Origin of the sequence: Planktothrix sp. FACHB-1365 (assembly GCF_014697575.1) — a bacterium.
In the GTDB taxonomy this organism is placed as follows: Bacteria; Cyanobacteriota; Cyanobacteriia; order Cyanobacteriales; family Microcoleaceae; genus Planktothrix.
Map to the genome: position 1 here is coordinate 131,323 of NZ_JACJSC010000006.1, position 26,490 is coordinate 157,812.

Below are 26,490 nucleotides of genomic sequence, written 5' to 3' on the forward strand. Positions count from 1 at the left end.
TTGTAGCAAACATTAAGGGATGGAATATAATTTAAAATTAATAATTCATAACTCACGGTTATGATAAAAAGTGCTGAAATCCTCTACTGAGGGAAAGTTCTTCAACAGTTGAGGATTCAGTATCTATTAATAGGACATTAGGGTGGGATGTAATTTCACCGATGATTGAGGCTGCTGTCCCTAACTGTTGAACTAAAAGTTGAGCTAAATCACCCGGAAGACATAACACCAGTTGAAAGTCTTCACCCCCATATAATGCCCATTCTAAGGCTTGTTGAAAGGGAACAAAGGTTTGTAAAGCTTCTGATATCGGAATTTGACACCGTTGTACCTGAGCTCCGACTTGACTGGCTCGACAAATTTGGACAATGGCATCGGCTAGTCCATCGCTACTATCCATCCCAGCAATAGCAGTGGACGGTTGGGAGGCTAACAGGGTTTGCAATTTCGGTACAACATCCAGGCGGGGTTGAGGACGTTGATGGGCTTGGATTAAAGATAATCGTTGATTAGCCGTTAATTGGGTTTCTAATTCGGGATGTAACAATAATTCTAATCCGCCTCGTGAGTCACCATGATATCCCGTAACCACAATCACATCCCCAGGACGCGCTACAGAACGCTTAATGGCTAAATCTGGGTTAACATTTCCAAAAGCGGTAATGGAAATACAAGTTACCGAAGATCGGCAAATATCACCGCCAATAATAGGGGTATTGTACGGATTTAAACAGGTTGTTAATCCTTGATAAAGTTGTTCCACCCATTCAACGGGTTTATCGCCTGTTATTCCTAATGCAACGGTAATTCCTAATGGAAACGCACCCATCGCAGCCAGATCAGATAAATTAACGGCGGCTGACCGCCATCCTACATCAAAAGGGGATGTGGTGCGATCGCTAAAATGCACCTCATCGACTAACATATCCGTTGTAATCACTAAAGATTCATCCCTAGGAACCGACAAAATCGCCGCATCATCTCCCACCATTTCGGGGGGACAAAAACCCTGCACAATTGCCAATAAACCTTGTTCTCCAATCTCTTTAACTAACATTATTATTTGTTGTCGGTTAACAGTCGTAGGGGGCGGGCGAAGCCCAAACCCACGCTTTTTCTCGCCCTCTATTCCCTATTTCCTTTTCCCTTCTATTCCCTATTCCCTGTTCCCTGTTCCCTGTTCCCTGTTCCCTGTTTACACTAATGCTCGTAATAAAGCTTGTAATTTTAACTGAATTTCAGCAAGTTCTTTTTCCGGTTCTGACCCCGCCACAATTCCCGCTCCTGCATAAAGTCTAGCACGATTTCCATCTAATAAAGCCGAACGAATTCCGACAACAAACTCTCCATTTCCGTGATGATCAATCCAACCAATGGGAGCCGCATAAAGGGAACGATCAAAAGTTTCATAATGATGAATTTGCTGTTGAGCAATATCTCTAGGAGTTCCCGCCACAGCCGGAGTTGGGTGCAATTGCGCCAAGATTTCTAATAGATGAATATGAGTTGAAACTTGACATTGGATGGGTGTCCATAGGTGTTGAATATTGGTGAGTTGTCTTAAACAAGGTAAACCCGTTAAATTCGGAGTTAACCCTAAATTTAATAACCGTTCAACAATAAAATCTACCACCACTTGATGCTCACGCAGATTTTTTTCACTATTCAGTAATTCTTGACCTAAATTAACATCTTCTAAAGGCGTTTTGCCACGGGGGGCTGAACCCGCCAAGGCATCGGTAATTAACTCCTGATTTTTTAAACTAATTAACCGTTCTGGACTCGCACCAATAAATTGTTGACCCTTGCCATTTCCCGTTGAAAAAATATAACAATCGGGGTACAAAAATCGTAAATTATTCAAAGAATGAATCAAATTAAACGGTTTTTTAGAAACGACATCAATGGGTTGAGAAAGCACCAATTTCTTTAAAGATTTAGCTTGAATTAAATCTAAAGCAGAATTCACAGACTGTTTAAACTGTAAATAAGGTTTTGGGTCGGTTTCTACCTGTTTTGTCAATAATAAACTAGAATTTTCAGAGGCAACCGAGAGAATTGAGGTTTTTTCTAACGCATTAATTTGTTGACTTTTATACCAAACATCACTCAAAATATTTTCAATTTTAGAGTTTTTCTTCAAAACAATATTAACAATTAAAATGCAGCGATTTTTTTTGCGAATCACTTGCCATTTTGGTAGAAATATGGTAGTAGGTGGAAAATAAACTCGTTCTTGATGAATTGAAGAATCCGGCAAAGAATCTGCCGATAAATTAGAATTAAAATGTTGATCAAAAAAAGTAAAACTACAACAGAAATAAGGTTTAGGTAAATTACTGTTTTTAGAACCAATAATAACAGTTTTATCTAAACAAGACTGAATAAAGTTTTGAGCTTCTAAAAACCGATTTTTTCCTCCTGTGGTGAACTTTATAGCCGTATCAACCGCAACAAAGGATTCCTCAATTTGAGGTTTCTCAAAATAAAAATGAATTAAATTAGGATGATAAAACTCCTGTAAAACTGCTAACGGATCAATCCATTGAATTTCATGAGCAATACTTAGAATTTTAGTCTGGTAATCCTGTAATCCATGATGCTGAAACTCTAACAAAAAACGATGCAGTTCTTGGCGATCTTGCAATAACGGGGTTGCAGAAGGAAAAACTGGCATATAAAAAACGAACAAGAAAAGGTTAGAACAGGGAAAAGTATTACCGAAAAATCGTTAACTTTGATTATCGTAATATAACTTAACGACTTTCAGCGCGATTTACCCTTTATTCATAATCTCTCTTGTAAAAATCTTCCCTTCAGTCTGTAAAAAAAGTTTATATAGCAGGGAACAGGGAACAGCTTAACACCGAACAGACAGGAAAAGAGTGCTCTGCACAGGGTTTTGGCATCAGTCTCTGTCCTAACACCCCCGGCGCGACTGCTATATCAGGGGTCAGGTGTTGACGCCCCTGCTCTGCTGTCCCTGTCCCTCCACTCCCTCTGGGTTCCTGTTTTGGAATTCTCGACCATTATCAGTTATTCTTATAGGACAATCAGGCCGTCAAACTGGTGGAACGTGGAATGATAATTAAGCCATCTAGCAACTTTTATTTAAGGGGAGTTAGGGGTAAACTTCTAGGAGTTTGATGGGTCAAAAATGTGTTGAATGATAGGATGTCATCGTTTTAAATCCTCTTGCTATGACCACAGAACTGATTACAGCATCAAAAAATAAATTATGGTTAGCGGCGATTAAGCCTCCGATGTATAGTGTGGCCATTATGCCAATTTGGGTCGGCACTGCCGTTGCCGTCTTTGAAACCTCTACCCTCAATTGGAAAGTTTTTACCACCTTTATCACGGCTGCTATTTTAATTTTAGCCTGGGAAAACCTTTTGAATGATGTCTTTGATTCAGAAACAGGAATTGACAAAAATAAGCATCATTCCTTAGTCAATTTAACCGGAAATAAATTATTTATTCTCGCTATTGGGAATGGTTGTTTAGCCTTAGCTCTTTTAGGATTATTAGCAATTTGTTGGTGGCAAAAGGATTTAACGGTTTTAGGATTAATTCTCCTGTGTTGTGGATTGGGGTATTTATATCAAGGGCCTCCCTTTCGGTTAGGATATCAAGGATTAGGAGAATTTTTATGTTTTTTTGCTTTTGGGCCTTTGGGAGTTTCCGCCGCCTATTATAGTCAAACCCAAAGCTGGTCATGGGTTTGTTTAGCCACATCAATTATTGTCGGAATTCCAATCACCTTAGTTTTATTTTGTTCCCATTTTCATCAAGTGGAAGATGATATTTTGGCGGGTAAAAAGTCTCCAATTGTGCGTTTAGGAACAGAAAAAGGTGCCAAACTTTTACCTTGGGTTTGTGGAAGTATTTTTCTGTTAACCGGGGGATTAGTGCTATTGGGAATTTTACCCATTTGGACGTTACTCAGCTTTGTTGGCATTCCCTCTGCTATCAAACTCTGTCGTCATGTTAGTCAATATCATAACCAGCCTAACTTAGTTAGCAATTGCAAATTTATTGCGATTTCTCTACAATTTTGGAGTAGCTTATTCTTAGGAGTAGGGTTAATTTTACATTAAATGAACACCCTTTTGTTATTTATTGATTTGGTGGGCTTTGCCCACCAGAAAAATTTCCAGGTTATACACCACCACTACGCATTACAGTTAGGATACTTCTAAATCCAGTAAGCTTATTCATGGCTTATTGTTCCCTGTTCCCTGTTCCCTGTTCCCTACTATAAAAAGAGGTTAAATAATGATACAGTTTATTCCGTTAATAGGACGAACATTTTTAGCAACGATTTTCATTCACGCTGCGGTTAATAAAATCTTTGATTTTGCCAATACTCAAACGATGATGACAGAAAAAGGTTTACCGTTTGCAGGGGTATTATTAGTAGTGACTATTATTATCCAAATTGTCGGAGGATTATCGTTAGTGGTCGGGTATAAAACCCATTTAGGAGCTTGGCTTTTAATTCTATTCTTAATTCCAACAACCTTAATCTTTCATAATTTTTGGGATGCACCCTCAGAAAAAATTGATTTTTTCAAAAATTTATCAATTATGGGTGGGTTACTGATGATTACCTATTTTGGAGCAGGGCCAGTAAGTGTTGATGAACATATTACGATGAGTAATACTGATTTTACTGATCCTGATAATCCCTAACGAATTCTTGAATCAGTTTTTGATTTAATTTCCCTTGAGAATTGCGAGGTAACTGTTCTAAAGAAATCCACAATTTAGGATGTTTAAATTTAGATAATTTTCCGATCATTGCCTGTTTTAATTCCACCAGAGAAACCTGTTTAAAACTCGGAACATAGACCGCAACCACAATTTCACCCCAGTATTCATCCGGTTTCCCTATCACACAAATATCCTGAACTAAACCCGTAGAACGAATAACCGCTTCTACTTCTGCGGGAAATACATTTTCTCCCCCAGTAATAATTTTATTACTCTGTCTTCCCACTAATGTTAAATATCCCTGTTCATCCCAACAGCCTAAATCATCAGGTATAAAACTATTAATCCGTCTTTGAGGATCAAAATTATCGTGATAATATCCTAACATTAAGGAATCCGCTTCAATTGTAATCAGTCCGGGTTGATTTGGTTTTAATTCCCCTCCATTTTGATCCTGAATTTTAATTTTAGCATGGGGTAAAACCTTCCCACAGCTATTATTTCCCCGTAAAAAATCCGGGGGTTTTAAGGTAACAATTTGAGAAGCAGTTTCTGTCATTCCATAGGTTAACGCCAGAGGAATTTGAGCCAAACGACTTTGTTCTAATAACTCTAACCAAGGGGGTGCTCCTCCTAATAAGACTATCTGAAATTGAGATAACCAATTTGTTAAGGAGGGCTGTTGTAATAAGCGATATAATTGGGTGGGAACTAAGGAAATAAAACAGTCATGAGGATTAAAATTAATCCAGTCTTCTGCTTCTACAGATTTAAAGGATGTAATCATGAATTGTCCATCGGTTAAAAGCGATCGCATCCACTGCATTAATCCGCTAACATGATAAAGGGGTAAAGTACAAAAAGAATGAATAGCAGGGGTTTGAAAATATTGTTGAACGCCAATAACTGAAGCTGTTAAAGTATCTAAAGTATGAACAGCAAACTTAATATTTCCTGAAGTTCCTCCCGTGGGAACCATAATCAGATTTTGAAGCAATTCATGAGTTTTAGGGCTGGGATTTTTATACTCTAAAATTCGACCTTGAGAGATTAACAAATTAGGTTTAACTAATTCATAAACTTGTTTCCATTCTTCTTTTCCCCATTGAGGATTGCATAAAAACACAGGACATTTTACTGTCACCGCAGCTACAAAAGCCGATAAAAACAAAAGTGGCTCAGATTCTGATATTAAAATTTTAGGATAACTTTTATTTGATTTTTGCCAGTGATTGATCTCTTGTAAATAATTTGTTAAAAATTCTTTCTGATCTAAATTAACCTGATTTTGGCTTTTAATTTTATCAATAAAATCCATATTAAACTCTATTAAAATCTCCCTTAATTTTCCTGAAAAGGGTTATATAGCAATCCCAAATAGGTTGTAATAATTTACAACTGATATGAAACAGCTAGAAGTATTACTTTGTATTCCCTATTCCCTATTTTCTATCCCCCATTCGTAATTCGTAATTCGTAATTCGTAATTCGTAATTCGTAATTCGTAATTCGTAATTCGTAATTCGTAATTCCCTGTTCCCTGCTATAGATTTCATTCCAACTTAGGTGTAGTAATAGGTTGAGAGTCTGGGGAAGGAAGGGGAGTAGATTCTGGGGCTGGCTCTGGAGTCGGTTCTGGTGTAGGACTCGGTTCCAACGGCGGTGCTGGAGTTGGTTCTGGTGCTGGAATTGGGGCGGGTTCCGGGGTAGGAGCCGGAGTCGGTTCCGGGGTGGGAGCCGGAGTCGGTTCCGGGGTAGGAGCCGGGGTCGGGGCTGGCTCCGGTGCTGGAGCAGGGACGGGTGCAGGCTCCGGTGCAAAGGTCGGCTGAGGGCTGGGTTCCGGTTCAGGAAGGGGAACAGGTTCCGGTTCAGGAAGGGGAACAGGTTCCGGTTCAGGTTCTGAAGGCGTAATAGGGGAAAGGGTATTAATTAACGTCAGGTCTAACTTATAGTTACTTTCGGGTAGCCCAGGAATAGGATTGAGAATTACGGTATACTCCCCGGTGGAGGGTAAAGTTCCTTGCCATAAAGAAACCGCTTCTCCCTGATTAATCGGTTGTTGATCCGGGCCAAGTAAGGTTAACAAAACTCCTTCCCCACTGACGGAGGCATAAAACTGTTGTCCAGCTTCAGCCAGAACCACATAGTTAGCAGCTTGATTAGCTTTGAGATTACCTTCAACCACCGTTGGTTCTCCCACCACTAAATTCAAGCGCTTTGTAGTGGGGGTGGGTACAACCGGAGAAGGGGTCAATCCGGGGCTGAGGGTGGGGTTCGGAGTTAAGTTGGGTAAGGGGAGGGACGGTATAGGACTTGAAGGACTAGCCAGGGGAGGATTGACTTGCGAGGGGGGCTCTTCGGGGTTGCGGTCGGCAATTTTCAGGAATCCTTTAACTAAAGCCCAAGATCCCCAAGCTGCTAAACAAGCCACCAAAACACCCGCTATAATCACGGTGATGGGTTTATCCCAGAGGGATTGAGAGCTTGAGAAAATCGGATCAGGGTTAGGAGTGAGGGCAGGGGTCGGAGGCGGAACAACAGGACTATTATTGTTCTGGACTTGCTGTTGACCTTGTTGAGTAACTAAGGGTCGTCCGACCGCTAGGGTGGGGAGTTGAGAAAAATTCGGGTCTGGGGGTTGGGGCGTGGGTGAAGGAACAGGAATCGGTAGATTTTGAGTCGGGGGAAAACTCAAGGGTTGATTCAGGGTTTGTAATGCTTGTTCAACGTCTTGAGCCGATGGATAGCGATCGCTCGGTTGCCGACTCAACATTCGATTAATAATTTGAGCAAAATTCGGACTAACCTTGCTATAAGGTTGCCAATTCCAAGATAAAGCCGTTTGGTCGAGTAAATATTGGGGTTCTTGACCCGTTAATAAAACAATAGCTGTTACCGCTAAAGCATATAAATCACTACTGGGGAAAGCTTGTCCCGTTTGAATTTGTTCAAAAGGAGCATACCCTAATTTTCCCACGCGAGTAGCCGGAGGTAAGGTTAAATCAGGGGTATTGATGCGAGTTGCTAATTCAATCACCACCCCAAAATCAATTAATATAGGCAGTTGATCTCGTTGACGTAAAATAATATTATCCGGGGAAATATCTCGATGAATAATTCCCAAACTATGAATATGAGCTAAAACGGGCAACATTTGCCGTAAAAATAGCACAATTTCAGCTTCTGTAAAGGTTGGAGGAAAACCTGGTGCTGCTTTTTTCCGCTCCATTAATAAAGCGTGATAGGTTTTCCCTTCCACATAATCTTGAACTAAAAATAACCGTTGATTTTCTTCAAAAACCGCTCCAAACTGGGGAATTTGAGCATGATGAATTTGGTAGAGAATTTGGGCTTCCCGCCGAAACAGTTCTTTAGATTTTTGTAGGGCGTAGGTTCCCGTTTGGATGGGAATAAATTCTTTTAAGGCGCAGCGCTCGTTAAATCTTCCTTGATCTTCGGCTAAATAGGTACGACCAAACCCCCCCTGGCCTAAAACACCAATCAAGCGGTAGCGGTTTTGCAGAATTGTCCCAACGGGAATAGCAGTTTGCGTCATGCTTCTAGCAGGTGAGTGATCAAGAAACCCAGATGAAAATTAACCTTTCGTATTATAGATCTTAGGTACAATTCCACAGGTTCAGTCAGGGCTGACTACAAACGGAACGGTCTGGATTCCGCAATCACGGTTGGCTGTTCAACATTAACTTTTAGGGCGGAGTGTGTCAAAGCAGGGAGACCCCTAGAGGAAATATACAGTTTCTTCTTGATCTATTGGCTAAACTGTCCTAACATTAACTTAAGTATTATAGAACTTTACTAGGAATATAGTCAGGTATAATCAAGTTTACTATACTATGATTACGATATTCTCTGAATTAAGCGAAATGGACGAATCATGAAATTAGTAGAAAGGCACGTGATCAAGAAAGGACATCTTCATTATCAAGAGATTGATCAACTTGGTTTTGCGTCCAAAAATCTTTATAACGCCGCTAATTACTTGATTCGTCAATCCTTTATTCACGAACAAGTGTATCTCAATTATTACACCGTTCAAAAACAACTCCAAGGGACAGAGGTTTATCAAGCCTTACCAGCTAAAGTCAGTCAACAAATCTTGATGATTTTAGATAAAAACTGGCAAGGCTTTTTGGCATCTTTAAAGGAATGGCAGTCCGAGCCTAAAAAGTTTTTAGGTAGACCTAAACTTCCTAAATACAAAGATAAAGAAAAAGGGCGTAATCTGCTGGTTTATACAATTCAAGCCCTGAGTCAACCCTTATTAAGGCAAGGAATTGTCAAACCCTCTCGGACAAATATTTCTGTCAAAACTTGGATTGAAAATATTAAACAGGTGAGGATTGTTCCCCAACTTGACCATTATGTTATTGAGGTAATTTATGAGAAAGAAATTCTGCAACAGCAGTTAGCTCCTAAGCGAATTGCTGGAATTGATATTGGGTTGAATAATCTAGCTACAGTCACTTTCAATCAAGCCGGAATTCAACCGCTCTTGATTAACGGCAGACCTCTCAAGTCAATTAACCAGTTCTTCAATAAATCTAAAGCCAAAATCCAAGCTAAACTGGGAAATCAAACGTCTCAAAGACTCCAAAAAATCTGTACGAAACGGAATTTTAAGGTAGAGGATTATCTGCATAAAGCCAGCCGATTAATTGTAGATTATTTGGTGTTTCATCAAATTGGAACTTTAATCATTGGTAGAAACCCGGAGTGGAAACAGCAAGTTAACCTGGGGAAACGCAATAATCAAAACTTTGTACAAATTCCTCATGCTAGATTGGTGGAAATGCTGCGTTATAAAGCCGAACTTCAAGGGATTTATGTGGGGGAACAGGAAGAATCTTACACCAGTCAAGCTAGTTTTTTAGATTTGGATCTAATTCCGGTTTATTCACCTGGACAAAAAGAAAAGCCATTGTTCAGTGGTCAACGAATTTGTAGAGGACTTTATCGGTCTTCTACAGGGAAACAATTCAACGCCGATGTCAATGGCTCGTTGAATATTATCAGAAAAGCAGTCCCGAACGCTTTTAGCAACGGGATAGAGGGTGTTGTAGTTCATCCCGTACGGTTAACCCCGGCTAAGTAAGACCTGAGATATTTGTCTATGGTTTTCCGAACTATTTTCCCTATTTTAATTTGATCACTCTTTCTCCACAATTAATATAGAGGACGTTTGATTTGCACAATTTCAAGCAGCAGTGCTTCCGCTTACTGAAAAACGTCGTTTTCCGTTGGCTTGGCTGCTGAGATGTACTCAACAGACAACAGCCAAAATTCAATTCGCCAAACCTGTTCCGAATTCCAGTCTTTTCTGGAATGATTAAGATTGATTGCCATGTCATGAACTGTGAGGGTTCGCCGTGATCCGTTCTGCTACATTACCCCTTCCGTATTCTGAGCCATTAGTTGCTGATCACAGTCGGTTACGACTCTTTTCAGGATCGGCAAATACTCCCCTATCCTTGGAAGTCAGCCGTTATTTAGGAATTGACTTAGGGCCAATGGTTCGCAAGCGCTTCGCTGACGGAGAAATTTACATCCAGATTCAAGAGTCAATTCGAGGCTGTGATGTCTATCTGATTCAACCGTCTTGCTATCCGGTCAATGACAACTTGATGGAGTTGTTGATCATGATTGATGCTTGTAGACGGGCTTCTGCGCGTCAAATTACGGCGGTTATTCCCTATTATGGATACGCCAGAGCCGATCGCAAAACCGCAGGTCGTGAGTCCATCACGGCTAAATTAGTGGCTAACTTGATTACTGAAGCGGGTGCTAGTCGAATTCTCGCCATGGATTTACACTCGGCTCAGATTCAAGGGTATTTTGATATTCCCTTTGATCATGTTTATGGTTCTCCGGTAATTTTAGATTACCTGATGAGCAAACAGTTATCCGATATTGTTGTTGTTTCCCCGGATGTTGGTGGAGTCGCCCGTGCTAGGGCTTTTGCTAAAAAACTGAATGATGCTCCTTTGGCGATTATTGATAAACGTCGTCAAGCGCATAATGTTGCAGAAGTCTTAAATGTGATTGGGGATGTCAAGGGGAAAACGGCTGTTTTAGTCGATGACATGATTGATACAGCCGGGACAATTGCTGAAGGTGCTCGTTTATTACGTCGAGAAGGTGCCCGTCAAGTCTACGCCTGCGCCACCCATGCGGTCTTTTCTTCTCCCGCCATTGAACGTTTATCGAGTGGGGTATTTGAAGAAGTGATTGTCACCAATACAATTCCCGTTATTCCCGAAAAACAGTTTGATCAGTTAACAGTTTTGTCTGTTGCGAATTTACTGGGGGAAACAATTTGGCGAATTCACGAAGATAGCTCTGTAAGCAGTATGTTCCGATAATCAGTTATCAGTTATCAGTTATCAGTTATCAGTAAAAAATTAAGACTTTATTGTTGAGCGTTGTAAATTCTTGACTACCCACTAAAAACTATACACTGATGACTGATGACTGTTTTAACATCCATGATAAATTTTTGCTTGACTTAAGCCGAAATCCCGTAAATAATGCAGCCAACGTTTAGCAATATCGGGGTTAAAAAAAGGCCCTACGGCTACTTTGGGTTCAAATAAACTATCTCGTTGATAAACTCCGGTTTCGGGTACGCCTAATAAAATCACTTGTTCGGCAATTTTGGGTAAATCTTCCCGTGTCCCCGGAATTACCACAAAATAAGCGGCGTTTGTTTTCCCTCCATAAACCCCATATTTTTGTTGGGCTTGTTCCAGTGCCGCTTCTGTTTCTGGACTCCAGCGACCATTAACGACACCTGGATCATAACCCATTGCTTGCAGTCGTCGTTGTAACTCCACAACAATTAATTTACTATAGTGCGGTCGTCCGAATAAGGGTTTATCCATCAATCAATAATTTTAGTGAATTGAGCGATCGCAGATTCCCTTCATGATTGTAGCGGTTTATTCGGGAGAATGGTAAAAAGAAGACTCCGTAAATCAGCTTAATCTTTTTAGATATTTTCTGCAAACAGATTTTTTTTAGAAGGCAAAAAAAGAATTAATTTTTTACCTTTTTGATCAACTGTTTCTATATCCAAAGTTTTAGCTTTATTAATATTTTAACTTTTTCAGATTCCTATAACTATAAATAAAAATACTAATTTTAATAATTATGAAGTAATATGAAGTCCTGAAATGTTTGCTATAAATAATTGAGCGGATGGCTAATAACTTTTTATCACCCCCTATTCCCTATTGTCTTTTCCCTTCTGTTCCCTGTTCCCTGTTCCCTGTTCCCTGTTCCCTGTTCCCTGTTCCCTTCAGATCAAGAATTTGATTTCCTGACGGCTCACTGCTGTCATTTGGCCATCTAAATTCATAAAATTTAATTCTAGGGCTTCTAACTAGATGAAAAATAAAGTGTAGAGTAGCATAATAGCCAGATTCTCAGTTTTGAGTCGAAAACCATAGAGGATAGTTCGATTATCTAGGATCTCGGTTTGAAGACTCCCGTTACACCGCCCGGTTAACGCCGGGCTGTGAATAAAGATGAAAAACCGAGCAACAAAACCAGATTGGCACGACATAGAAACAGTTGACACCAAACAAAAACTTGTGCTAACCTAGATTTAGGTCGAGATAGGTAGCATAAATGTTAGTTTTAGAATTTAAAGTTAGAGCCGCATTACAACAGCGCAAGGCAATAGATGAAGCTATTCGTACAGCCCAATTCGTCCAAAACAAATGTTTAAGATATTGGATGGATAACAAAGGGGTTAATAAGTACGATTTGAACAAATATTGTCGTGTATTAGCTCATGACTTTAAATTTGCTAACGAACTAAACTCTCAAGCTAGACAATCTAGCGCCGAGAGAGCCTGGTCAGCTATTGCTCGATTCTATGATAATTGCAAGCGGAAAGTTCCTGGCAAAAAAGGTTTCCCTCGTTTCAAGAAAAACTGCCGTTCGGTTGAATACAAAACAACCGGATGGCAATTAAATTTAGAAACCCGTAAAGCCATTACCTTTACTGACAAGAAAGGGATTGGACGGTTACGGTTAGTGGGGAGCTACGATCTGCATTTCTACCAACCCGAACAAATTAAACGAGTGAGATTAGTTAGACGTGCAGACGGCTACTATTGCCAATTTCTACTTTCAATTGACGTAAAGATTCAATCTGAACCAACCAACAAAACAATTGGTTTAGATGTAGGGTTATCAGCTTTTTACACCGATGATCAAGGTAATAAAGTAGATCACCCTAAATTCTTAAGGAAAGGAGAGAAGAAAATTAAGCGGTTACAGAGACAACTTTCTCGGAAACAGAAAGGGTCTAATAACCGCAAAAAAACTAGACAGCGATTATCTAAGGCTCATCTAAAAATCAGTCGGCAACGAAAAGAGTTTAGCAAGCGTGTTGCATACTCCGTCATCCAATCTAACGATTGGGTCGCCTACGAAGATTTAAGGATTAAGAACTTAGTTAAAAATCATTGTCTGGCTAAGTCAATTAATGATGCAGCTTGGTATCAATTCCGAGTTTGGTTAGAATATTTTGGTAGAAAGTACGGAAAAGCTACTGTTGCCGTTCCTCCCCAATATACAAGCCAAAACTGTTCAAATTGTGGAAAAACCGTAAAAAAATCCCTATCTACAAGAACCCATGTTTGTAGTTGTGGATGTAGTTTAGATAGAGATGAAAACGCTGCTCGGAATATTTTAAGAATTGGATTAAGTACGGCAGGACATACCGGAACTTTCGGTTTAGAACCGATAAACGCTTTGGGAGAATTGACCTCTACTTTAACGGGAGCAATCCCGTTGGGGCAAGTCGATTCGTTGAACAAAGAATCTCCCGTCACATCGCTTGGCGATTGACGGTGAGAGTGTCAATCAGTCATAATAGGACAATTTATCTTATGTTTGATCCAAACGCCTCTAATCCGATTCCTTTGTTCGATTCCGGTTTGGAGAGGGACAGTCGCCAAAACCCGGCTCCGATTACATTGGCTTCAGGAGAAAACCTCAACGGGATTAACTTCGGTAATACCCAACTCGGTTCCATCAGTGGCACTAAGTTTAATGATCTCAATCAAGATAGCCTACTCACCCCTGGAGAACCGGGTTTAGCCGGATGGACTATCTTTATTGACACCAACAATAACGGCACCTTAGAAGCCACAGAACCCACGACTCTAACCAATGCCAGTGGCGGGTATGCCTTCACCAACTTAACGGCGGGAAATTATACCGTTCGAGAAGTCCAGCAACCCGGATGGGTACAAACCACGGCTAACCCTGGCCCGGTGAGTGTGACCGGGGGTGCAGATATCACCGGAATTAACTTCGGGAATAATCAATCTGGTACCATCACCGGAATTAAATTCAATGATAGTAACGGTAACGGATTATTTGATGCGGGTGAAACCCCATTACAGGGATGGACAATTTTTGTTGATGGTAACGGGAATGGCGTTCCCGATACTGGAGAAGGAACCTTAGTGACCGGTGCTGATGGTCGTTACACCTTTGCCAATGTTCCACCGGGGAATTATACCCTACGGGAAGTACAGCAACCGGGATGGACACAAACCACGCCGAACCCTGGAGCCGTTGGGGTCAGTGGGGGTACCAATGCCATTGTTAACTTTGGCAACCGTCAGTTGGGTTCCATTAGTGGAGTCAAATTTAATGATCTCAATAACAATGCCACCTTCGATACTGGGGAAACCGGTTTAGCGGGATGGACAATTTTTATTGATGCCAATGGTAACGGAACCTTAGAAGCGACAGAACCCACAACGGTAACCAATGCTAATGGTGGATATACCTTTACCAGCATTCCCGCAGGTAACTATACCGTTCGAGAAGTGCAGCAACCGGGATGGGTACAAACAACCCCTAACCCTGGCCCAGTGAGTGTAACCGGAGGCTCCAATATCACCGGAATTAATTTTGGGAATAACCAATTTGGAACCATCACAGGCTTAAAGTTTAACGATACAAATACTAATGCCTTGTTTGATGCCGGTGAAGCCACGTTACAGGGGTGGACGGTTTTTATTGATGCCAACGGGAATGGTACGCTTGAAGCCACAGAAGCTGCTGCCGTTACAGGCGTTGATGGTCGCTATACCTTTGCCAATGTTCCCCCTGGGAATTATACCCTGCGGGAAGTTCAGCAAACTGGATGGACACAAACGACCCCTAACCCTGGCTCCGTTGGCATCAGTGGTGGCACGAATGCTATCGTCAACTTTGGCAACCGTCAGTTTGGCTCTGTCAGTGGCATAAAGTTTAATGATACAAATGCCAATGGTTTGTTTGATGCGGGTGAAACTCCGTTGGCGGGGTGGACAATTTATATTGATGCCAATGGTAACGGCACTCTGGATGCCACAGAACCGACAACTGTAACTGGAACAAATGGCAGTTATGTTTTCACGAACGTTCCGCCAGGGAATTATATCCTACGGGAAGTTCAACAACCGGGATGGGTTCAAACTGTTCCCCCAGCACAAGCTTAATTAGAAGTAAGATGAATTAAGCGTCACGGAACAATTGTTTTCTTTTTTCTGCACATAACTTTTGTAGAGGCGCGCGAGTTCGCACGTCTCTATATTTTTTATCGGGGTTAGATATTTTTCCAAATTGTTATTGATGATGAGGATTTCAGAAATTCATTAATAACAGCAATCAATTTCAACCTTATTTTTCTGGGAGATAATTTTGCTGTTTTGTTTCTCGGTTATTTTGAAAAAGGATAGAGCAGGGATAATGTCAGAGGTTTTTCATAGCTTGCGATCACTGATCCACATCAAAAGTTAAAATAAGACGGTTGGGCTGAATGGGATGTTAGTGACATCGCTCGGATACGACAGAGGGGAAATTGAGATCAAACTGTCTCAGAGTCTCCTGTTGACCGATTAACGTCTCTTTTGACATCAAAGTGAACATCTAACCTTAGAATATGATAGAACGGTATACTTTGCCCGAAATGGGCAATTTGTGGACAGAGACTTACAAGCTGCAAACTTGGTTACAAGTAGAAATTGCCGTCTGTGAGGCACAGGCAGAGTTAGGATATATTCCATCAGAAGCCGTTGAAGAAATTAAAGCTAAGGCGAATTTTGATATTAAGCGGGTGCTGGAAATTGAGGCAGAAGTCCGCCATGATATGATTGCCTTTCTAACGAATGTCAACGAATATGTAGGGGATGCCGGACGCTACATTCATTTAGGCTTAACCAGTTCCGATGTACTCGATACGGCTTTAGCGTTACAATTAGTGGCGAGTGTGGATGTGTTGTTAGAACGCACGGAAGCTTTGAGTCAAGCCATTCGTTATCAAGCGCAACAGCATCGAAATACGGTGATGATTGGTCGTTCCCATGGTATTCATGCTGAACCTATTACCTTTGGCTTTAAATTAGCTGGATGGTTGGCGGAGGTTTGTCGCAACCGAGAACGTTTGGTGCGTCTGCGTCAAAGTATTGCGGTGGGTAAAATTTCCGGGGCGGTGGGAACCTATGCTAATGTTGATCCGAGAGTGGAAGCGATCGCTTGTCGCAATTTAGGACTGGAACCCGATACTGCTTCAACCCAAGTGATTTCCCGCGATATTCACGCAGAATATGTGCAAACTTTAGCATTATTAGCGGCGAGTATTGAACGGTTTGCAGTGGAAATTCGCAACTTGCAACGCACGGATGTTTTAGAAGTAGAAGAATTTTTTGCTAAAGGTCAAAAAGGGTCTTCTGCAATGCCGCATAAACGCAACCCCATTCGCAGTGAACGCTTAACCGGAATGGCGCGAATTATTCGGGGAAATGCCGTTGCTGCTTTAGAAAATGTTGCCCTTTGGCATGAACGGGATATTTCCCATAGTTCCGTTGAACGGATGATTTTACCCGATTCTTCAACGGTGGCTCATTTTATGTTAGTTGAACTCACAGATTTAGTCAAGAATCTGTTAGTTTATCCTGAAAATATGCAGCGCAATATGAACCTTTATGGTGGAGTAGTCTTTAGTCAACGGGTGTTATTAACCTTAGTTGAAAAAGGCATTAGCCGCGAAGAAGCCTATAAAATTGTACAATCTTGCGCCCACACCGCTTGGAATCAAACTCATGGTGATTTTCAAGCTTTAATTAGGAACAATGATCAAGTCAAAGCCAAATTATCTCCTGAAGAAATTGATGCTTGTTTTGATCCTAAACATCACTTAAAAAACCTTGATCAAATTTATCAACGGTTAGACATTTAAACCTAAAAAACCAGGTTTTTAAGCCTAATTCATTGTAGGGGCGAGGCGCGCCTCGCCCCTACAGGAGTTTGTACCATTAATTAATGATGGCCATACTCATTACATCACCCTGACTTTAACCTTATGCTTTCTAAACCCATGATGCGATTATTTTTATTTTTATTGATAATTTTGGGGATTAACTGTTACCCTGTTACGGCTCAAAATTTCACGCCCCCTGTTACTTCTCCTCCTCCTCGCCCTTCTACTGCTGTTGTTCAAGATTATAACCAAGTTCCAGCAACCGAAAAATTAGTCGATATTAGAAGTGTTAATCTAAATATTCGTCTCGATATTCGCTATGCTACAACCAACAATTTTTTAAAGAAAAAAATCTATTCTGTTCCTCGTTGTTTGTTGCGTTCTGATGTTGCCCAACGCTTATCCAGAGTACAACAAAATTTAGAAGAAATGGGGTTAGGTTTAAAAGTTTATGACTGTTATCGTCCTCTGTCTGTAACACGACAAATGTGGGAAATTTTACCCGATAGTCGTTATGTGGCAAACCCGGCTAAAGGGTCTCGCCATAACCGAGGGGCGGCGGTTGATTTAACCTTAGTTGATTTACGCACAGGCGCTGAGTTAGAAATGCCAACAGCCTTTGATGATTTTACCGACAAAGCCGCTAGAGATTACCCCGGAAATGCTCCTCAAGTTCGTCGCAATAGTGACTTACTTGCTGTTAAAATGAAACAACAAGGCTTTATCCCTTTAATTACAGAATGGTGGCATTTTGATGCGCCGGGATGGGATCAATACGGCCTTTTAGATGTTCCTTTAGAAAATATTCGTTAGAACTCATTCCTGATTTCAGGGCTGTTTGATCCCCTAGAACAGGATAAAATAGCCCTTGGGGGGTTGTTCCAAAGCTCAAGCATCAACATTTAACAGTCAACCGTCAGTTGCGCCACAATAAAGATAGTTAATTTTTGAACTGACAAGTATGACAACTGCAACGGTAGAGAAACCTGCAACTCAACTTCCGCCTTTAATTCCCCGTGAGCTCCTGTTTGGCAACCCAGAACGCACGAGTCCGAGTTTGTCCCCCGATGGCAAATATTTGGCTTATATTGCCCCCGATGACAATAATATTTTACAGGTTTGGTTAAAAATTGTTGGACAAGAGGAAACTCAAGCCTTAACCCGTGATCCAAAACGGGGAATTCGATTTTTTTTCTGGACATATAACCCAGATCAACTGATGTATGTTCAGGACTCCGATGGGGATGAAAATTGGCATTTATATTTAGTTGATGTCCAAACCCATATTGTCCGAGACTTAACGCCTTTTCAAGGTGTTCGGGCGCAAGTGGTTAATGTAGATCACAAATTCCCCGATCAAATTTTAGTCGGAATGAACCTGAGAGATCCTCAAGTTTTTGATGTTTATCAGGTGAATTTAAAGAATGGGGCTGTTGATTTTCATACGGAAAATCCCGGTAATATTTTAGGGTGGACAGCCGATGCTGACTTTAAAATTCGGGCGGCGAGTTCTAGTACCGAAGATGGGGGGTTTGATTTATTATATCGAGAAACAACCGAACATCCTTGGGAAACCCTGCGTCATTGGGGGCCCGATGAAGAAGGGGGGGCGGCTTTCTTTTCTAATGATGGCAAAATTTTGTATATCGTGGGCAACCATGATGCCAATGCAGAACGATTAATTGCCTTAGATTTATCGACTCGTCAAGAAACAGTAATTGCTGAAGATCCTGAATATGATATTGGGGGATTATTAGCCCATCCTACAACCCGAAATATTGAAGCGGTTTCTTTCTATAAAGACAAAGAAGAATGGCAGATTCTTGATGAAAGTATTGCCGCAGATATTGAGGCGATCAAGCAAATTCGTCCGGGAGAATTTGGCATTAGTCGGACGTTATCGGATGAAAAATGGCTGATTAGTTTTGTCGTTGATGACGGCCCGGTGTATTATTATGTTTACGATCGCCCAACCCAAACCCACAGCTTTTTATTTAGTAATAAACCCAAATTAGAAGGCTTACCGTTAGCCTCAATGGAACCCATTTCTTACACCGCTTCTGATGGCTTAACCATTCAGGGTTATTTAACCAAACCTGTTGGTGTTGCACTTCCCGCCCCGACGGTGATGGTGGTGCATGGTGGCCCCTGGGCGCGAGATACCTGGGGTTATGACTCGGAAGCCCAATGGTTAGCCAACCGGGGTTATGCGGTCTTACAGGTGAATTTCCGGGGATCAACGGGCTATGGGAAAGCGTTTGTGAATGCCGGGAACCGGGAATGGGCTGGAAAAATGCACCAAGATCTCATTGATGGGGTGAATTGGTTAGTTGAAAATGGCATTTCTCAGCCGGATAAAATTGCCATTATGGGGGGATCTTATGGCGGATATGCTACGTTAGTCGGGTTAACTTTTACCCCTGATGTTTTTGCTTGTGGGGTGGATATTGTGGGGCCGAGTAATATTATTACCTTGATGCAAAGTATTCCGCCTTATTGGGAACCCATTCGCAAGAATTTCTATCATCGGGTCGGGAATTTAGACACGGAACCGGACTTTTTAAAAGCGCGATCGCCTTTATTTTTTGTTGACCGAATTGAAAAACCTTTATTAATTGGTCAAGGGGCTAATGATCCCCGTGTTAAACAGGCGGAAAGTGAGCAGATTTTTGAGGCGATGAAACAAGCGGGTAAGCCGGTGGAATATGTTTTATATACCGATGAAGGTCACGGTTTTGCCCGTCCAGAAAATCGTTTGCATTTTTATGCCATTGCTGAAGAGTTTTTGGCTAAATATTTAGGAGGACGGTTTGAACCTATTGGAGAACTTACCGGACATTGCGGTGTGATTAAATCCTCAACCTAGTTTTTAGAATATCCCCCTATTTTTAGGGGGATGATGCTAAAATAGGTGTAAATCCTTCCCCTAAATTATAAATATTAGAAATCCTATGTTTCAGTATATTCTGGGTATTTTATTTCCGATTATCATTGGATTTACACTGAATTCCTCAGTTAAGGTGATTAGTACCAGTGATCAAGCGATTGTTGAACGATTAGGGAAATATAAACGCACCCTAAAACCGGGGCTTCAGTTTATTGTTCCTGTGGTTGAAAAAATTGTTTATTACGATACAAACCGGGAACGGTTATTAGATATTGATCCCCAAGAAGTGATGACAAAGGATCAAATCACTCTTAAAATTAATGCAGCCGTTTTCTGGAAAATTGATGATTTACAGAAATTTTATTATAACGTTGAAACTAATAAAACAAAAGAAGCTATTTCTAATTTAGTTTTAACCACCCTGCGGGCAGAAATTGGGTTAATTAATTTAGAAGATTTATTAGCTAAAATTAAACAATTGAATAAAGGATTATTAGAAGCTTTAGCAGAAGGAACAAAAAGTTGGGGGATTACCATTATTCGAGTTGATTTGCAAAATATTACACCTCCGAAATCTCTACAGGATGCAACGGAACGCAAGCGAGTTGCTGAAAGTCGCAAACAGGCAGAAATTTCGGAAGCTCAAGGACAAGCTCAATCTATTCGAGTCTTAGCTGATACGTTAGGATTAAAAACAAATAGCCCTGAATTCTTAAAATTTTTAATTACAAAACAATATGTTGAAGCCAATCAACAATTAAGTCAAAGTCCTAATGCAAAAGTTATTTTTATGAACCCCAACCAATTAACAGAACCGATTACTCATTTAATGGAAAATGATCCTGAAAATACAAGACCTTCTATTATTTTACCTGATTTAGAACAAGTCAGCAAACCGCCATCTAATCCTAACACTCAAAAAACCTAGGATATTGCTCTATACTCCAACGACCCCAAATTGATTTTTCTTTCGTCACCACTTTGTCACTATTCCATGACTACAATGGGCTTAGTTTCAAATCAACGACTAAGGATTAAACCCATGAATAGCAATAAAAATAACCGTCTGTCTACTCGTACTAAGATTTGGATGGGAGTGGGTGCTTATATTCTAACAAGCGGATTGTCCGATGTTGCCAATGCTTCTGCACCTCATAATTTGAACCCAGAAATTTCATCCAGTATTTCGATTTCAGGGGCTACTTTCACCCCTTCTGAGATGTTACACGCAGCTACTGAAGGCGACAAAGATGGGAAAACAGATGACAAAGGAAAAGACAAGAAAGGTGATGAAGGCGGAGAAAGCGGAGAAAGCGGAGAAGGTGGAGAAGGCTAACATCTGATGATTTTTTGTATTGCTGATGTTCTCACAGCAGAAGAACTAGAAACAACTTTGACGTTACTTCAACAAGCTGAGTTTATAGATGGAAAAACAACGGCTGGACGGTACGTTAAAGAAGTTAAAAATAATCAACAAATCAAAACCGATACGGAGATTACTTCCGAACTAAGAACTATTGTTCTCCAAGCTTTAAAGCGTAACGAACTGTTTCAAATAGCAGCACGTCCTAAAGCAATTCGCCCGATTATTTTCAGTCGTTATGATGTGGGAATGTATTATGGTTCCCATTTCGATAATGCTGTGATGGGAGATGAATTTATTTCTCGAACAGATGTTTCATTAACTTTATTTCTCTCTGACCCTAATACCTATCAAGGGGGAGAATTAGTGATTGAAACTTCATTAGGGGAACAGAGTTTTAAGTTAGATGCAGGTTCGGCGATTGTTTATCCGTCTTCGACCTTACATCGTGTGGAAACAGTAACTGAAGGGACTCGCTGGGCGGCTATTACTTGGATTCAAAGTTTAGTTCGTGACCCATCTAAACGAGAAATATTGTTTGATTTAGATACCGCTCGTAGAAGTCTTTTCAAACAATATGGCAAAACTATAGAATTCGACTTAATTGCTAAAAGTCACGCCAATTTATTGCGGAAATGGGCTGATATTTAACCCCAATTTAATGAAAATGTAGGGGCGTTTAATCAAATGTCTCTACATCAGGGCTATAGTTTAAACTCCCCCACGTTTTCGATTTAAACACAACAGGAGAAAAGATCATGAGTCTGTATGAATCTAACGATGATCATAACGGTTCAGATGATTATTATCAACCGAATTCAGTAACAGGTGTTATCCCAACAAATTACACTTATTATGATAATAGTTGGGACAATAACGGTTCAGATGATTATTATCAACCGAATTCAGTAACAGGTATTACCCCAACAAATTACACTAATTATGATAATAGTTGGGACAATAACGGTTCGGATGATTATTATCAAGCCAATTCAGTAACAGGTATTACTCCAACAAATTACACTGATTATGATAATAGTTGGGACAATAACAGTTCAGATGATTATTATCAACCTAATTCAGTAACAGGTATTACCCCAACAAATTACACTGATTATGATAATAGTTGGGACAATAACGGTTCGGATGATTATTATCAACCGAATTCAGTAACAGGTATTACTCCAACAAATTACACTAATTATGATAATAGTTGGGACAATAACGGTTCCAATAATTATTATCAAGCCAATTCAGTAACAGGTATTACTCCAACAAATTACACTGATTATGATAATAGTTGGGACAATAACAGTTCAGATGATTATTATCAACCCAATTCAGTAACAGGTATTACTCCAACGACAAATTTAGATATTGTGACAGGAACCCATTGGGATGATGTCTTACAAAATCCTCAATATCAAGAGAATTTACTTGAAACTTTTGACGAGAACTATTATCGACAAACCAATCCTGATGTTAATTTAGCCATCACTCAAGGAACCCTATCTTCAGGTTTACAACAGTATATTTATTTAGGAGAAACAGAAGGACGTTCACCGAATCAATTCTTTGATGAATCCTATTACTTAAATACAAATCCTGATGTCGCAAATGCTGTCCAAGCTGGGGTATTTAATTCAGGTTTTGAACATTTTGTGATGTCAGGTGCTGAGGAAGGACGAAACCCCAGCACCCAGTTCAACACAGGATTTTATTTAGCACAGAATCCTGATGTTCTGCAAGCCATCAACAGTGGAGTTGTCAGCAATGCGTTTTCTCATTATACCCTGTATGGTCAGTTTGAAGGTCGGGTTGCAACATCAATTTAAACTGAAATAGAAATAGAAACCCGCTTTCTCCAAGAAATCGGGTTTCTAATATCAATGTTCAGTTAGAAATTCATATTCAAAACTTGCTTTAAAAAAGCAAATTCATCAGCAATTTCCTCAATTATTTTAGCAGTGGGTTTTCCGGCACCATGTCCGGCTTTGGTTTCAATTCTAATTAATACTGGATTTTCCCCTACATGGTTTTCCTGTAAGGTTGCAGCAAATTTAAAACTATGGGCGGGAACCACTCGATCATCATGATCTCCAGTTGTAATTAAAGTGGCGGGATAAGCCGTTTCTGACTTTAAATTATGCAGAGGAGAATAAGCATATAAAGCTTGAAATTCTTCGGGATTTTCCGGGGAACCATAATCAGAACACCAGGCCCAACCGATGGTAAATTTATGAAAGCGAAGCATATCTAAAACCCCCACCGCAGGTAACGCTGCTGCAAATAAATCTGGGCGTTGAATCATGCAAGCTCCAACTAATAACCCGCCGTTACTTCCTCCCATAATCGCTAATTTTTGAGAGGATGTATAGCCTTTTTTAATTAACCATTCCGCAGCACCAATAAAGTCATCAAAGACATTTTGTTTTTTCAATTTTATCCCCGCTTGATGCCAATCTTCTCCATATTCTCCCCCGCCTCGTAAATTGGCGATCGCATAAATTCCACCCATTTCTAACCAGACTAAACGACTAATAGAAAAAGAGGGGGTCAGAGAAATATTAAATCCTCCATATCCATATAAAATTGTGGGGTTATTGCCATTTAATTCTATCCCTTTTTTGGCTGTAATAAACATCGGAATCAGAGTTCCGTCTTTACTGGGATAAAAAATTTGTTGGGTTTCGTATGCGTCGGGATTAAAATCAACGTTAGCTTGGCGATAGATTGTACTTTCTCCTGTCACGAGATTGTATCGATAAATGGTATTAGGAGTGGTAAAACTGGTGTAACTGTAAAAGGTTTCGGTATCATATCGTTTTCCAGCAAAACCATCCGCCGAACCAATTCCCGGTAATTCAATTTCTCGGACAAATGATCCATCTAAATTAAAGATTTTAATTTGAGTATGGGCATCTTTTAAATAATCTGTAATAAATTGATTATTTAAAATGTTAACTCCTTCTAGGGTTTCTGAAGCTTGGGGAATCACTTCGGTGTGAGTTTTAGTATTAATATTAATAGCAATGACTCGACTCCGAGGCGCATCTAAATCCGTTGTAAACCAGAAGTTTTCTCCTTCATAATCAATAAACCGATAACTAGCTTTAAACTCTGAAATCAGTTCTATAACGGGGGAATTTAGTTGAGTTAAATCTTGATAAAAAACCAAGTTTTTAGGTTCAGTCCCCTGCCAAACGGAAATAATTAAATATTTGCCATCTTCCGTTAGAAATCCATTAAATCCCCATTCTTTATGATCAGGACGTTCATAGATTAAAGCATCTTCAGATTGGGGCGTTCCTAAACGATGATAATAAAGTTTTTGGAAATAATTCGTTTCTTCTAACGGTTTTCCCTCTTGAGGTTCATCATAACGACTATAAAAGAATCCTTGATGATCATGTGTCCAAGATGCTCCTGAAAATTTCACCCATTTTAAATGATCGGATAAATTTTCTTGGGTATTAATATCTAAAACTTTCCATTCTTGCCAATCTGAACCTGAAGTAGATAACCCATAAGCCATTAAATTTCCATCTTCACTAATAGACATTCCTGATAATGCAATGGTTCCATCAGGAGATAGGGTATTGGGATCTAATAAAACTTTTGGTTCCCCATCTAATGACTCTAAAACATACAGAACACTTTGATTTTGGAGTCCATCATTTTTAAAATAAAAATAGCGAGTTCCTTGCTTAAAAGGAGTACCATATTTTTCATAATCCCACAGTTGCGTGAGGCGATTTTTAAGGGTTTCTTTGGCTGGAATATTATTCAAATAAGCAAATGTAACTGTATTTTGGGCTTCAACCCATGCTTTCGTTTCTTCTGAGTCTAAATCTTCTAACCATCGGTAGGGGTCAGCAATGGTCACACCATGATAGTTATCAACTTGATCGCATTTTCGAGTGTGAGGATAGCTGAGGATTGGATTTTGTTCAGACATGAGATTAAACAATAAAGGGTAAACCAAAAGTTATCGGAATAAATCAACCTGAGATTACACTTATAGGGTATGTAAGCGCAACTTCACAAACCACTGGATGATAAAATTAACCGACTGATCTGATTATAATTCTAATGGGTCATTATTCTCCCAGAAAAAAGCGAGAAAAACCTCACACTTAAATTGAAAATGTATGAATGGAAACATTACTTACAGTCCTGCTTATACGCTTGTCCCGACTTATGACTGTTTTAATCGTTGTAGTTATTGTAATTTTAGAACCAATATCGGTGAAAGTCCTTGGTTAACGTTAACAGAAGCAGAAAAAATGTTAAAACCGCTTCAAAACCAAGGAATTATTGAGATTTTAGTGTTAAGTGGGGAAGTTCATCCGAATAGTTCTCAACGTTTAGCTTGGTTTCAACGGATTTATGAGTTATGCGAATTAGCGATATCCTTGGGGTTTTTACCTCATACCAATGTTGGGCCATTAACGTTTGCAGAAATGACCCAATTAAAACAGGTGAATGTTTCTATGGGGTTAATGTTAGAACAAATTACCCCTAAGTTATTAGAAACGGTTCATCGTTACGCTCCTAGTAAAGTTCCTGAATTGCGGTTACAACAGTTAGAATGGGCTGGAGAATTAAAAATACCGTTTACAACGGGATTATTATTAGGAATTGGAGAAACTTCTCAAGACTGGCGAGACAGTTTAAATGCGATCGCAACAGTTCATCAACGATGGGGACATATTCAAGAAGTAATTTTACAACCCCACAGTTTAGGAAGCCAACAAATAGGACACAGAGACAGTTTTGAGTTGCAGCAATTACCGGATATTATAGCGATCGCCCGTTCTATTTTACCTCCTGATATTACCTTACAAATTCCCCCTAATTTAGTCAACCATCCTAATATTTTATTAGCCTGTTTAGACGCAGGAGCGCGAGATTTGGGCGGTATTGGCCCCCGTGACGAAGTGAACCCCGATTATCCCCATCCCGATGATCAAACCTTACAGGCCATTTTAGCTCCCAATGGGTGGCAATTGGTGCGGCGTCTACCTGTTTATCCTGAATATGATACTTGGGTTGTTCCTGACCTACAAGGGGTTGTGAGCAAATGGCGAAAAAAGCTTGCGATTTCGCAAACACCTGTGCTATATTAAATAACTGCATGGTCGTGGCGGCATAGCCAAGCGGTAAGGCAGAGGTCTGCAAAATCTCCACCCCCGGTTCAAATCCGGGTGCCGCCTTTAAAAATAAATCTAATTGTAA

21 protein-coding genes and 1 tRNA gene are annotated in these 26,490 nt (G+C 40.2%); 15 read left to right on the forward strand and 7 right to left on the reverse strand.

The window, feature by feature from the left end; genetic code table 11:
- Positions 1-58: 58 nt before the first annotated feature.
- Both thiL and H6G57_RS10330 read right to left on the reverse strand, forming a co-directional pair.
- Positions 59-1,057 (reverse strand): thiamine-phosphate kinase, encoded by a 999-nt coding sequence (gene thiL, locus H6G57_RS10325; protein WP_190518288.1) that lies wholly within the window; start codon positions 1,055-1,057, stop codon positions 59-61.
- Between the two features lie 138 nt (positions 1,058-1,195).
- A complete protein-coding gene (locus tag H6G57_RS10330; protein ID WP_190518290.1) occupies positions 1,196-2,677 on the reverse strand; it encodes an isochorismate synthase MenF in 1,482 nt (493 codons plus the stop codon).
- Between the two features lie 523 nt (positions 2,678-3,200).
- Here H6G57_RS10330 and menA point away from each other — a divergent pair.
- Both menA and H6G57_RS10340 read left to right on the forward strand, forming a co-directional pair.
- A complete protein-coding gene (gene menA / locus H6G57_RS10335) occupies positions 3,201-4,100 on the forward strand; it encodes a 2-carboxy-1,4-naphthoquinone phytyltransferase (protein WP_190518292.1) in 900 nt (299 codons plus the stop codon).
- A gap of 178 nt (positions 4,101-4,278) precedes the next feature.
- Positions 4,279-4,695: a DoxX family protein gene (locus tag H6G57_RS10340; protein ID WP_190518294.1), complete on the forward strand. Its 417-nt coding sequence runs from the start codon at positions 4,279-4,281 to the stop codon at positions 4,693-4,695.
- Here H6G57_RS10340 and H6G57_RS10345 read toward each other — a convergent pair.
- Together H6G57_RS10345 and H6G57_RS10350 are read right to left on the reverse strand one after the other, a co-directional pair.
- A complete protein-coding gene (locus H6G57_RS10345) occupies positions 4,673-6,034 on the reverse strand; it encodes a 2-succinylbenzoate--CoA ligase (protein ID WP_190518296.1) in 1,362 nt (453 codons plus the stop codon). The two genes, H6G57_RS10340 and H6G57_RS10345, sit on opposite strands and share 23 nt — an antisense overlap.
- A gap of 234 nt (positions 6,035-6,268) precedes the next feature.
- On the reverse strand, positions 6,269-8,272 hold the full coding sequence (locus tag H6G57_RS10350; RefSeq protein ID WP_190518298.1) for a serine/threonine-protein kinase: 2,004 nt from the start codon (positions 8,270-8,272) through the stop codon (positions 6,269-6,271).
- A 339-nt stretch (positions 8,273-8,611) separates the two neighbouring features.
- Here H6G57_RS10350 and H6G57_RS10355 point away from each other — a divergent pair, with 339 nt between their 5' ends.
- Positions 8,612-9,829 (forward strand): RNA-guided endonuclease TnpB family protein, encoded by a 1,218-nt coding sequence (locus H6G57_RS10355; RefSeq protein ID WP_190518300.1) that lies wholly within the window; start codon positions 8,612-8,614, stop codon positions 9,827-9,829.
- A gap of 122 nt (positions 9,830-9,951) precedes the next feature.
- Here H6G57_RS10355 and H6G57_RS29385 read toward each other — a convergent pair whose 3' ends face one another.
- Positions 9,952-10,080 (reverse strand): hypothetical protein, encoded by a 129-nt coding sequence (locus tag H6G57_RS29385; protein WP_255528351.1) that lies wholly within the window; start codon positions 10,078-10,080, stop codon positions 9,952-9,954.
- A 23-nt stretch (positions 10,081-10,103) separates the two neighbouring features.
- On the opposite strand from H6G57_RS29385, the gene H6G57_RS10360 reads away from it, so the two are divergent.
- A complete protein-coding gene (locus H6G57_RS10360) occupies positions 10,104-11,096 on the forward strand; it encodes a ribose-phosphate pyrophosphokinase (protein WP_190518302.1) in 993 nt (330 codons plus the stop codon).
- A gap of 114 nt (positions 11,097-11,210) precedes the next feature.
- On the opposite strand, the gene H6G57_RS10365 is transcribed toward H6G57_RS10360, so the two are convergent.
- A complete protein-coding gene (locus H6G57_RS10365; RefSeq protein WP_190518304.1) occupies positions 11,211-11,615 on the reverse strand; it encodes a peptidoglycan-binding protein in 405 nt (134 codons plus the stop codon).
- Positions 11,616-12,363: 748 nt separating this feature from the next.
- Between H6G57_RS10365 and H6G57_RS10370 the strand changes: the two genes are divergently transcribed.
- The 9 genes from H6G57_RS10370 to H6G57_RS10410 all read left to right on the forward strand — a co-directional run bounded on the left by H6G57_RS10370 (position 12,364) and on the right by H6G57_RS10410 (position 23,087).
- Positions 12,364-13,593, forward strand: coding sequence for an RNA-guided endonuclease TnpB family protein (locus H6G57_RS10370; RefSeq protein ID WP_190518306.1), 1,230 nt, complete (start codon positions 12,364-12,366; stop codon positions 13,591-13,593).
- Positions 13,594-13,634: 41 nt separating this feature from the next.
- Positions 13,635-15,242, forward strand: coding sequence for a collagen binding domain-containing protein (locus H6G57_RS10375; protein ID WP_190518308.1), 1,608 nt, complete (start codon positions 13,635-13,637; stop codon positions 15,240-15,242).
- A 443-nt stretch (positions 15,243-15,685) separates the two neighbouring features.
- The gene (gene purB, locus H6G57_RS10380) at positions 15,686-16,981 is read left to right on the forward strand and encodes an adenylosuccinate lyase (RefSeq protein ID WP_190518310.1); all 1,296 of its coding nucleotides are present in this window, start codon (positions 15,686-15,688) and stop codon (positions 16,979-16,981) included.
- Between the two features lie 123 nt (positions 16,982-17,104).
- On the forward strand, positions 17,105-17,815 hold the full coding sequence (locus tag H6G57_RS10385; RefSeq protein WP_190518312.1) for a M15 family metallopeptidase: 711 nt from the start codon (positions 17,105-17,107) through the stop codon (positions 17,813-17,815).
- Positions 17,816-17,963: 148 nt separating this feature from the next.
- Positions 17,964-19,868: a S9 family peptidase gene (locus H6G57_RS10390; protein WP_190518314.1), complete on the forward strand. Its 1,905-nt coding sequence runs from the start codon at positions 17,964-17,966 to the stop codon at positions 19,866-19,868.
- 85 nt (positions 19,869-19,953) lie between these two features.
- A complete protein-coding gene (locus H6G57_RS10395; RefSeq protein ID WP_190518316.1) occupies positions 19,954-20,817 on the forward strand; it encodes an SPFH domain-containing protein in 864 nt (287 codons plus the stop codon).
- 75 nt (positions 20,818-20,892) lie between these two features.
- On the forward strand, positions 20,893-21,225 hold the full coding sequence (locus tag H6G57_RS10400) for a hypothetical protein (RefSeq protein ID WP_190518317.1): 333 nt from the start codon (positions 20,893-20,895) through the stop codon (positions 21,223-21,225).
- Positions 21,226-21,231: 6 nt separating this feature from the next.
- Positions 21,232-21,903 carry a Fe2+-dependent dioxygenase gene (locus H6G57_RS10405; protein ID WP_190518319.1) on the forward strand — a complete coding sequence of 224 codons (672 nt, stop codon included), beginning with the start codon at positions 21,232-21,234 and terminating at the stop codon, positions 21,901-21,903.
- Between the two features lie 107 nt (positions 21,904-22,010).
- Entirely contained in the window at positions 22,011-23,087 is a 1,077-nt protein-coding gene (locus tag H6G57_RS10410) for a hypothetical protein (RefSeq protein ID WP_190518321.1), read from the forward strand.
- 62 nt (positions 23,088-23,149) lie between these two features.
- Here the strand turns inward: H6G57_RS10410 and H6G57_RS10415 are convergent, their stop codons facing one another.
- Positions 23,150-25,210: a prolyl oligopeptidase family protein gene (locus tag H6G57_RS10415; protein WP_190518322.1), complete on the reverse strand. Its 2,061-nt coding sequence runs from the start codon at positions 25,208-25,210 to the stop codon at positions 23,150-23,152.
- A 193-nt stretch (positions 25,211-25,403) separates the two neighbouring features.
- Here H6G57_RS10415 and cofG point away from each other — a divergent pair, with 193 nt between their 5' ends.
- Complete coding sequence (gene cofG / locus H6G57_RS10420) at positions 25,404-26,381, forward strand: 7,8-didemethyl-8-hydroxy-5-deazariboflavin synthase subunit CofG (protein WP_190518324.1); 978 nt, start codon at positions 25,404-25,406, stop codon at positions 26,379-26,381.
- A 16-nt stretch (positions 26,382-26,397) separates the two neighbouring features.
- A tRNA-Cys gene (locus H6G57_RS10425) sits at positions 26,398-26,468 on the forward strand.
- Positions 26,469-26,490 lie beyond the last annotated feature (22 nt).

Coding starts and splice junctions, on each gene's coding strand:
- thiL (WP_190518288.1), bottom strand. CDS start 1,057: ATGTTAGTTAAAGAGATTGGAGAACAAGGTTTATTGGCAATTGTGCAG.
- H6G57_RS10330 (WP_190518290.1), bottom strand. CDS start 2,677: ATGCCAGTTTTTCCTTCTGCAACCCCGTTATTGCAAGATCGCCAAGAA.
- menA (WP_190518292.1), top strand. CDS start 3,201: ATGACCACAGAACTGATTACAGCATCAAAAAATAAATTATGGTTAGCG.
- H6G57_RS10340 (WP_190518294.1), top strand. CDS start 4,279: ATGATACAGTTTATTCCGTTAATAGGACGAACATTTTTAGCAACGATT.
- H6G57_RS10345 (WP_190518296.1), bottom strand. CDS start 6,034: ATGGATTTTATTGATAAAATTAAAAGCCAAAATCAGGTTAATTTAGAT.
- H6G57_RS10350 (WP_190518298.1), bottom strand. CDS start 8,272: ATGACGCAAACTGCTATTCCCGTTGGGACAATTCTGCAAAACCGCTAC.
- H6G57_RS10355 (WP_190518300.1), top strand. CDS start 8,612: ATGAAATTAGTAGAAAGGCACGTGATCAAGAAAGGACATCTTCATTAT.
- H6G57_RS29385 (WP_255528351.1), bottom strand. CDS start 10,080: ATGGCAATCAATCTTAATCATTCCAGAAAAGACTGGAATTCGGAACAG.
- H6G57_RS10365 (WP_190518304.1), bottom strand. CDS start 11,615: ATGGATAAACCCTTATTCGGACGACCGCACTATAGTAAATTAATTGTT.
- H6G57_RS10370 (WP_190518306.1), top strand. CDS start 12,364: ATGTTAGTTTTAGAATTTAAAGTTAGAGCCGCATTACAACAGCGCAAG.
- H6G57_RS10375 (WP_190518308.1), top strand. CDS start 13,635: ATGTTTGATCCAAACGCCTCTAATCCGATTCCTTTGTTCGATTCCGGT.
- purB (WP_190518310.1), top strand. CDS start 15,686: ATGATAGAACGGTATACTTTGCCCGAAATGGGCAATTTGTGGACAGAG.
- H6G57_RS10385 (WP_190518312.1), top strand. CDS start 17,105: ATGCTTTCTAAACCCATGATGCGATTATTTTTATTTTTATTGATAATT.
- H6G57_RS10390 (WP_190518314.1), top strand. CDS start 17,964: ATGACAACTGCAACGGTAGAGAAACCTGCAACTCAACTTCCGCCTTTA.
- H6G57_RS10395 (WP_190518316.1), top strand. CDS start 19,954: ATGTTTCAGTATATTCTGGGTATTTTATTTCCGATTATCATTGGATTT.
- H6G57_RS10400 (WP_190518317.1), top strand. CDS start 20,893: ATGGGCTTAGTTTCAAATCAACGACTAAGGATTAAACCCATGAATAGC.
- H6G57_RS10405 (WP_190518319.1), top strand. CDS start 21,232: ATGATTTTTTGTATTGCTGATGTTCTCACAGCAGAAGAACTAGAAACA.
- H6G57_RS10410 (WP_190518321.1), top strand. CDS start 22,011: ATGAGTCTGTATGAATCTAACGATGATCATAACGGTTCAGATGATTAT.
- H6G57_RS10415 (WP_190518322.1), bottom strand. CDS start 25,210: ATGTCTGAACAAAATCCAATCCTCAGCTATCCTCACACTCGAAAATGC.
- cofG (WP_190518324.1), top strand. CDS start 25,404: ATGAATGGAAACATTACTTACAGTCCTGCTTATACGCTTGTCCCGACT.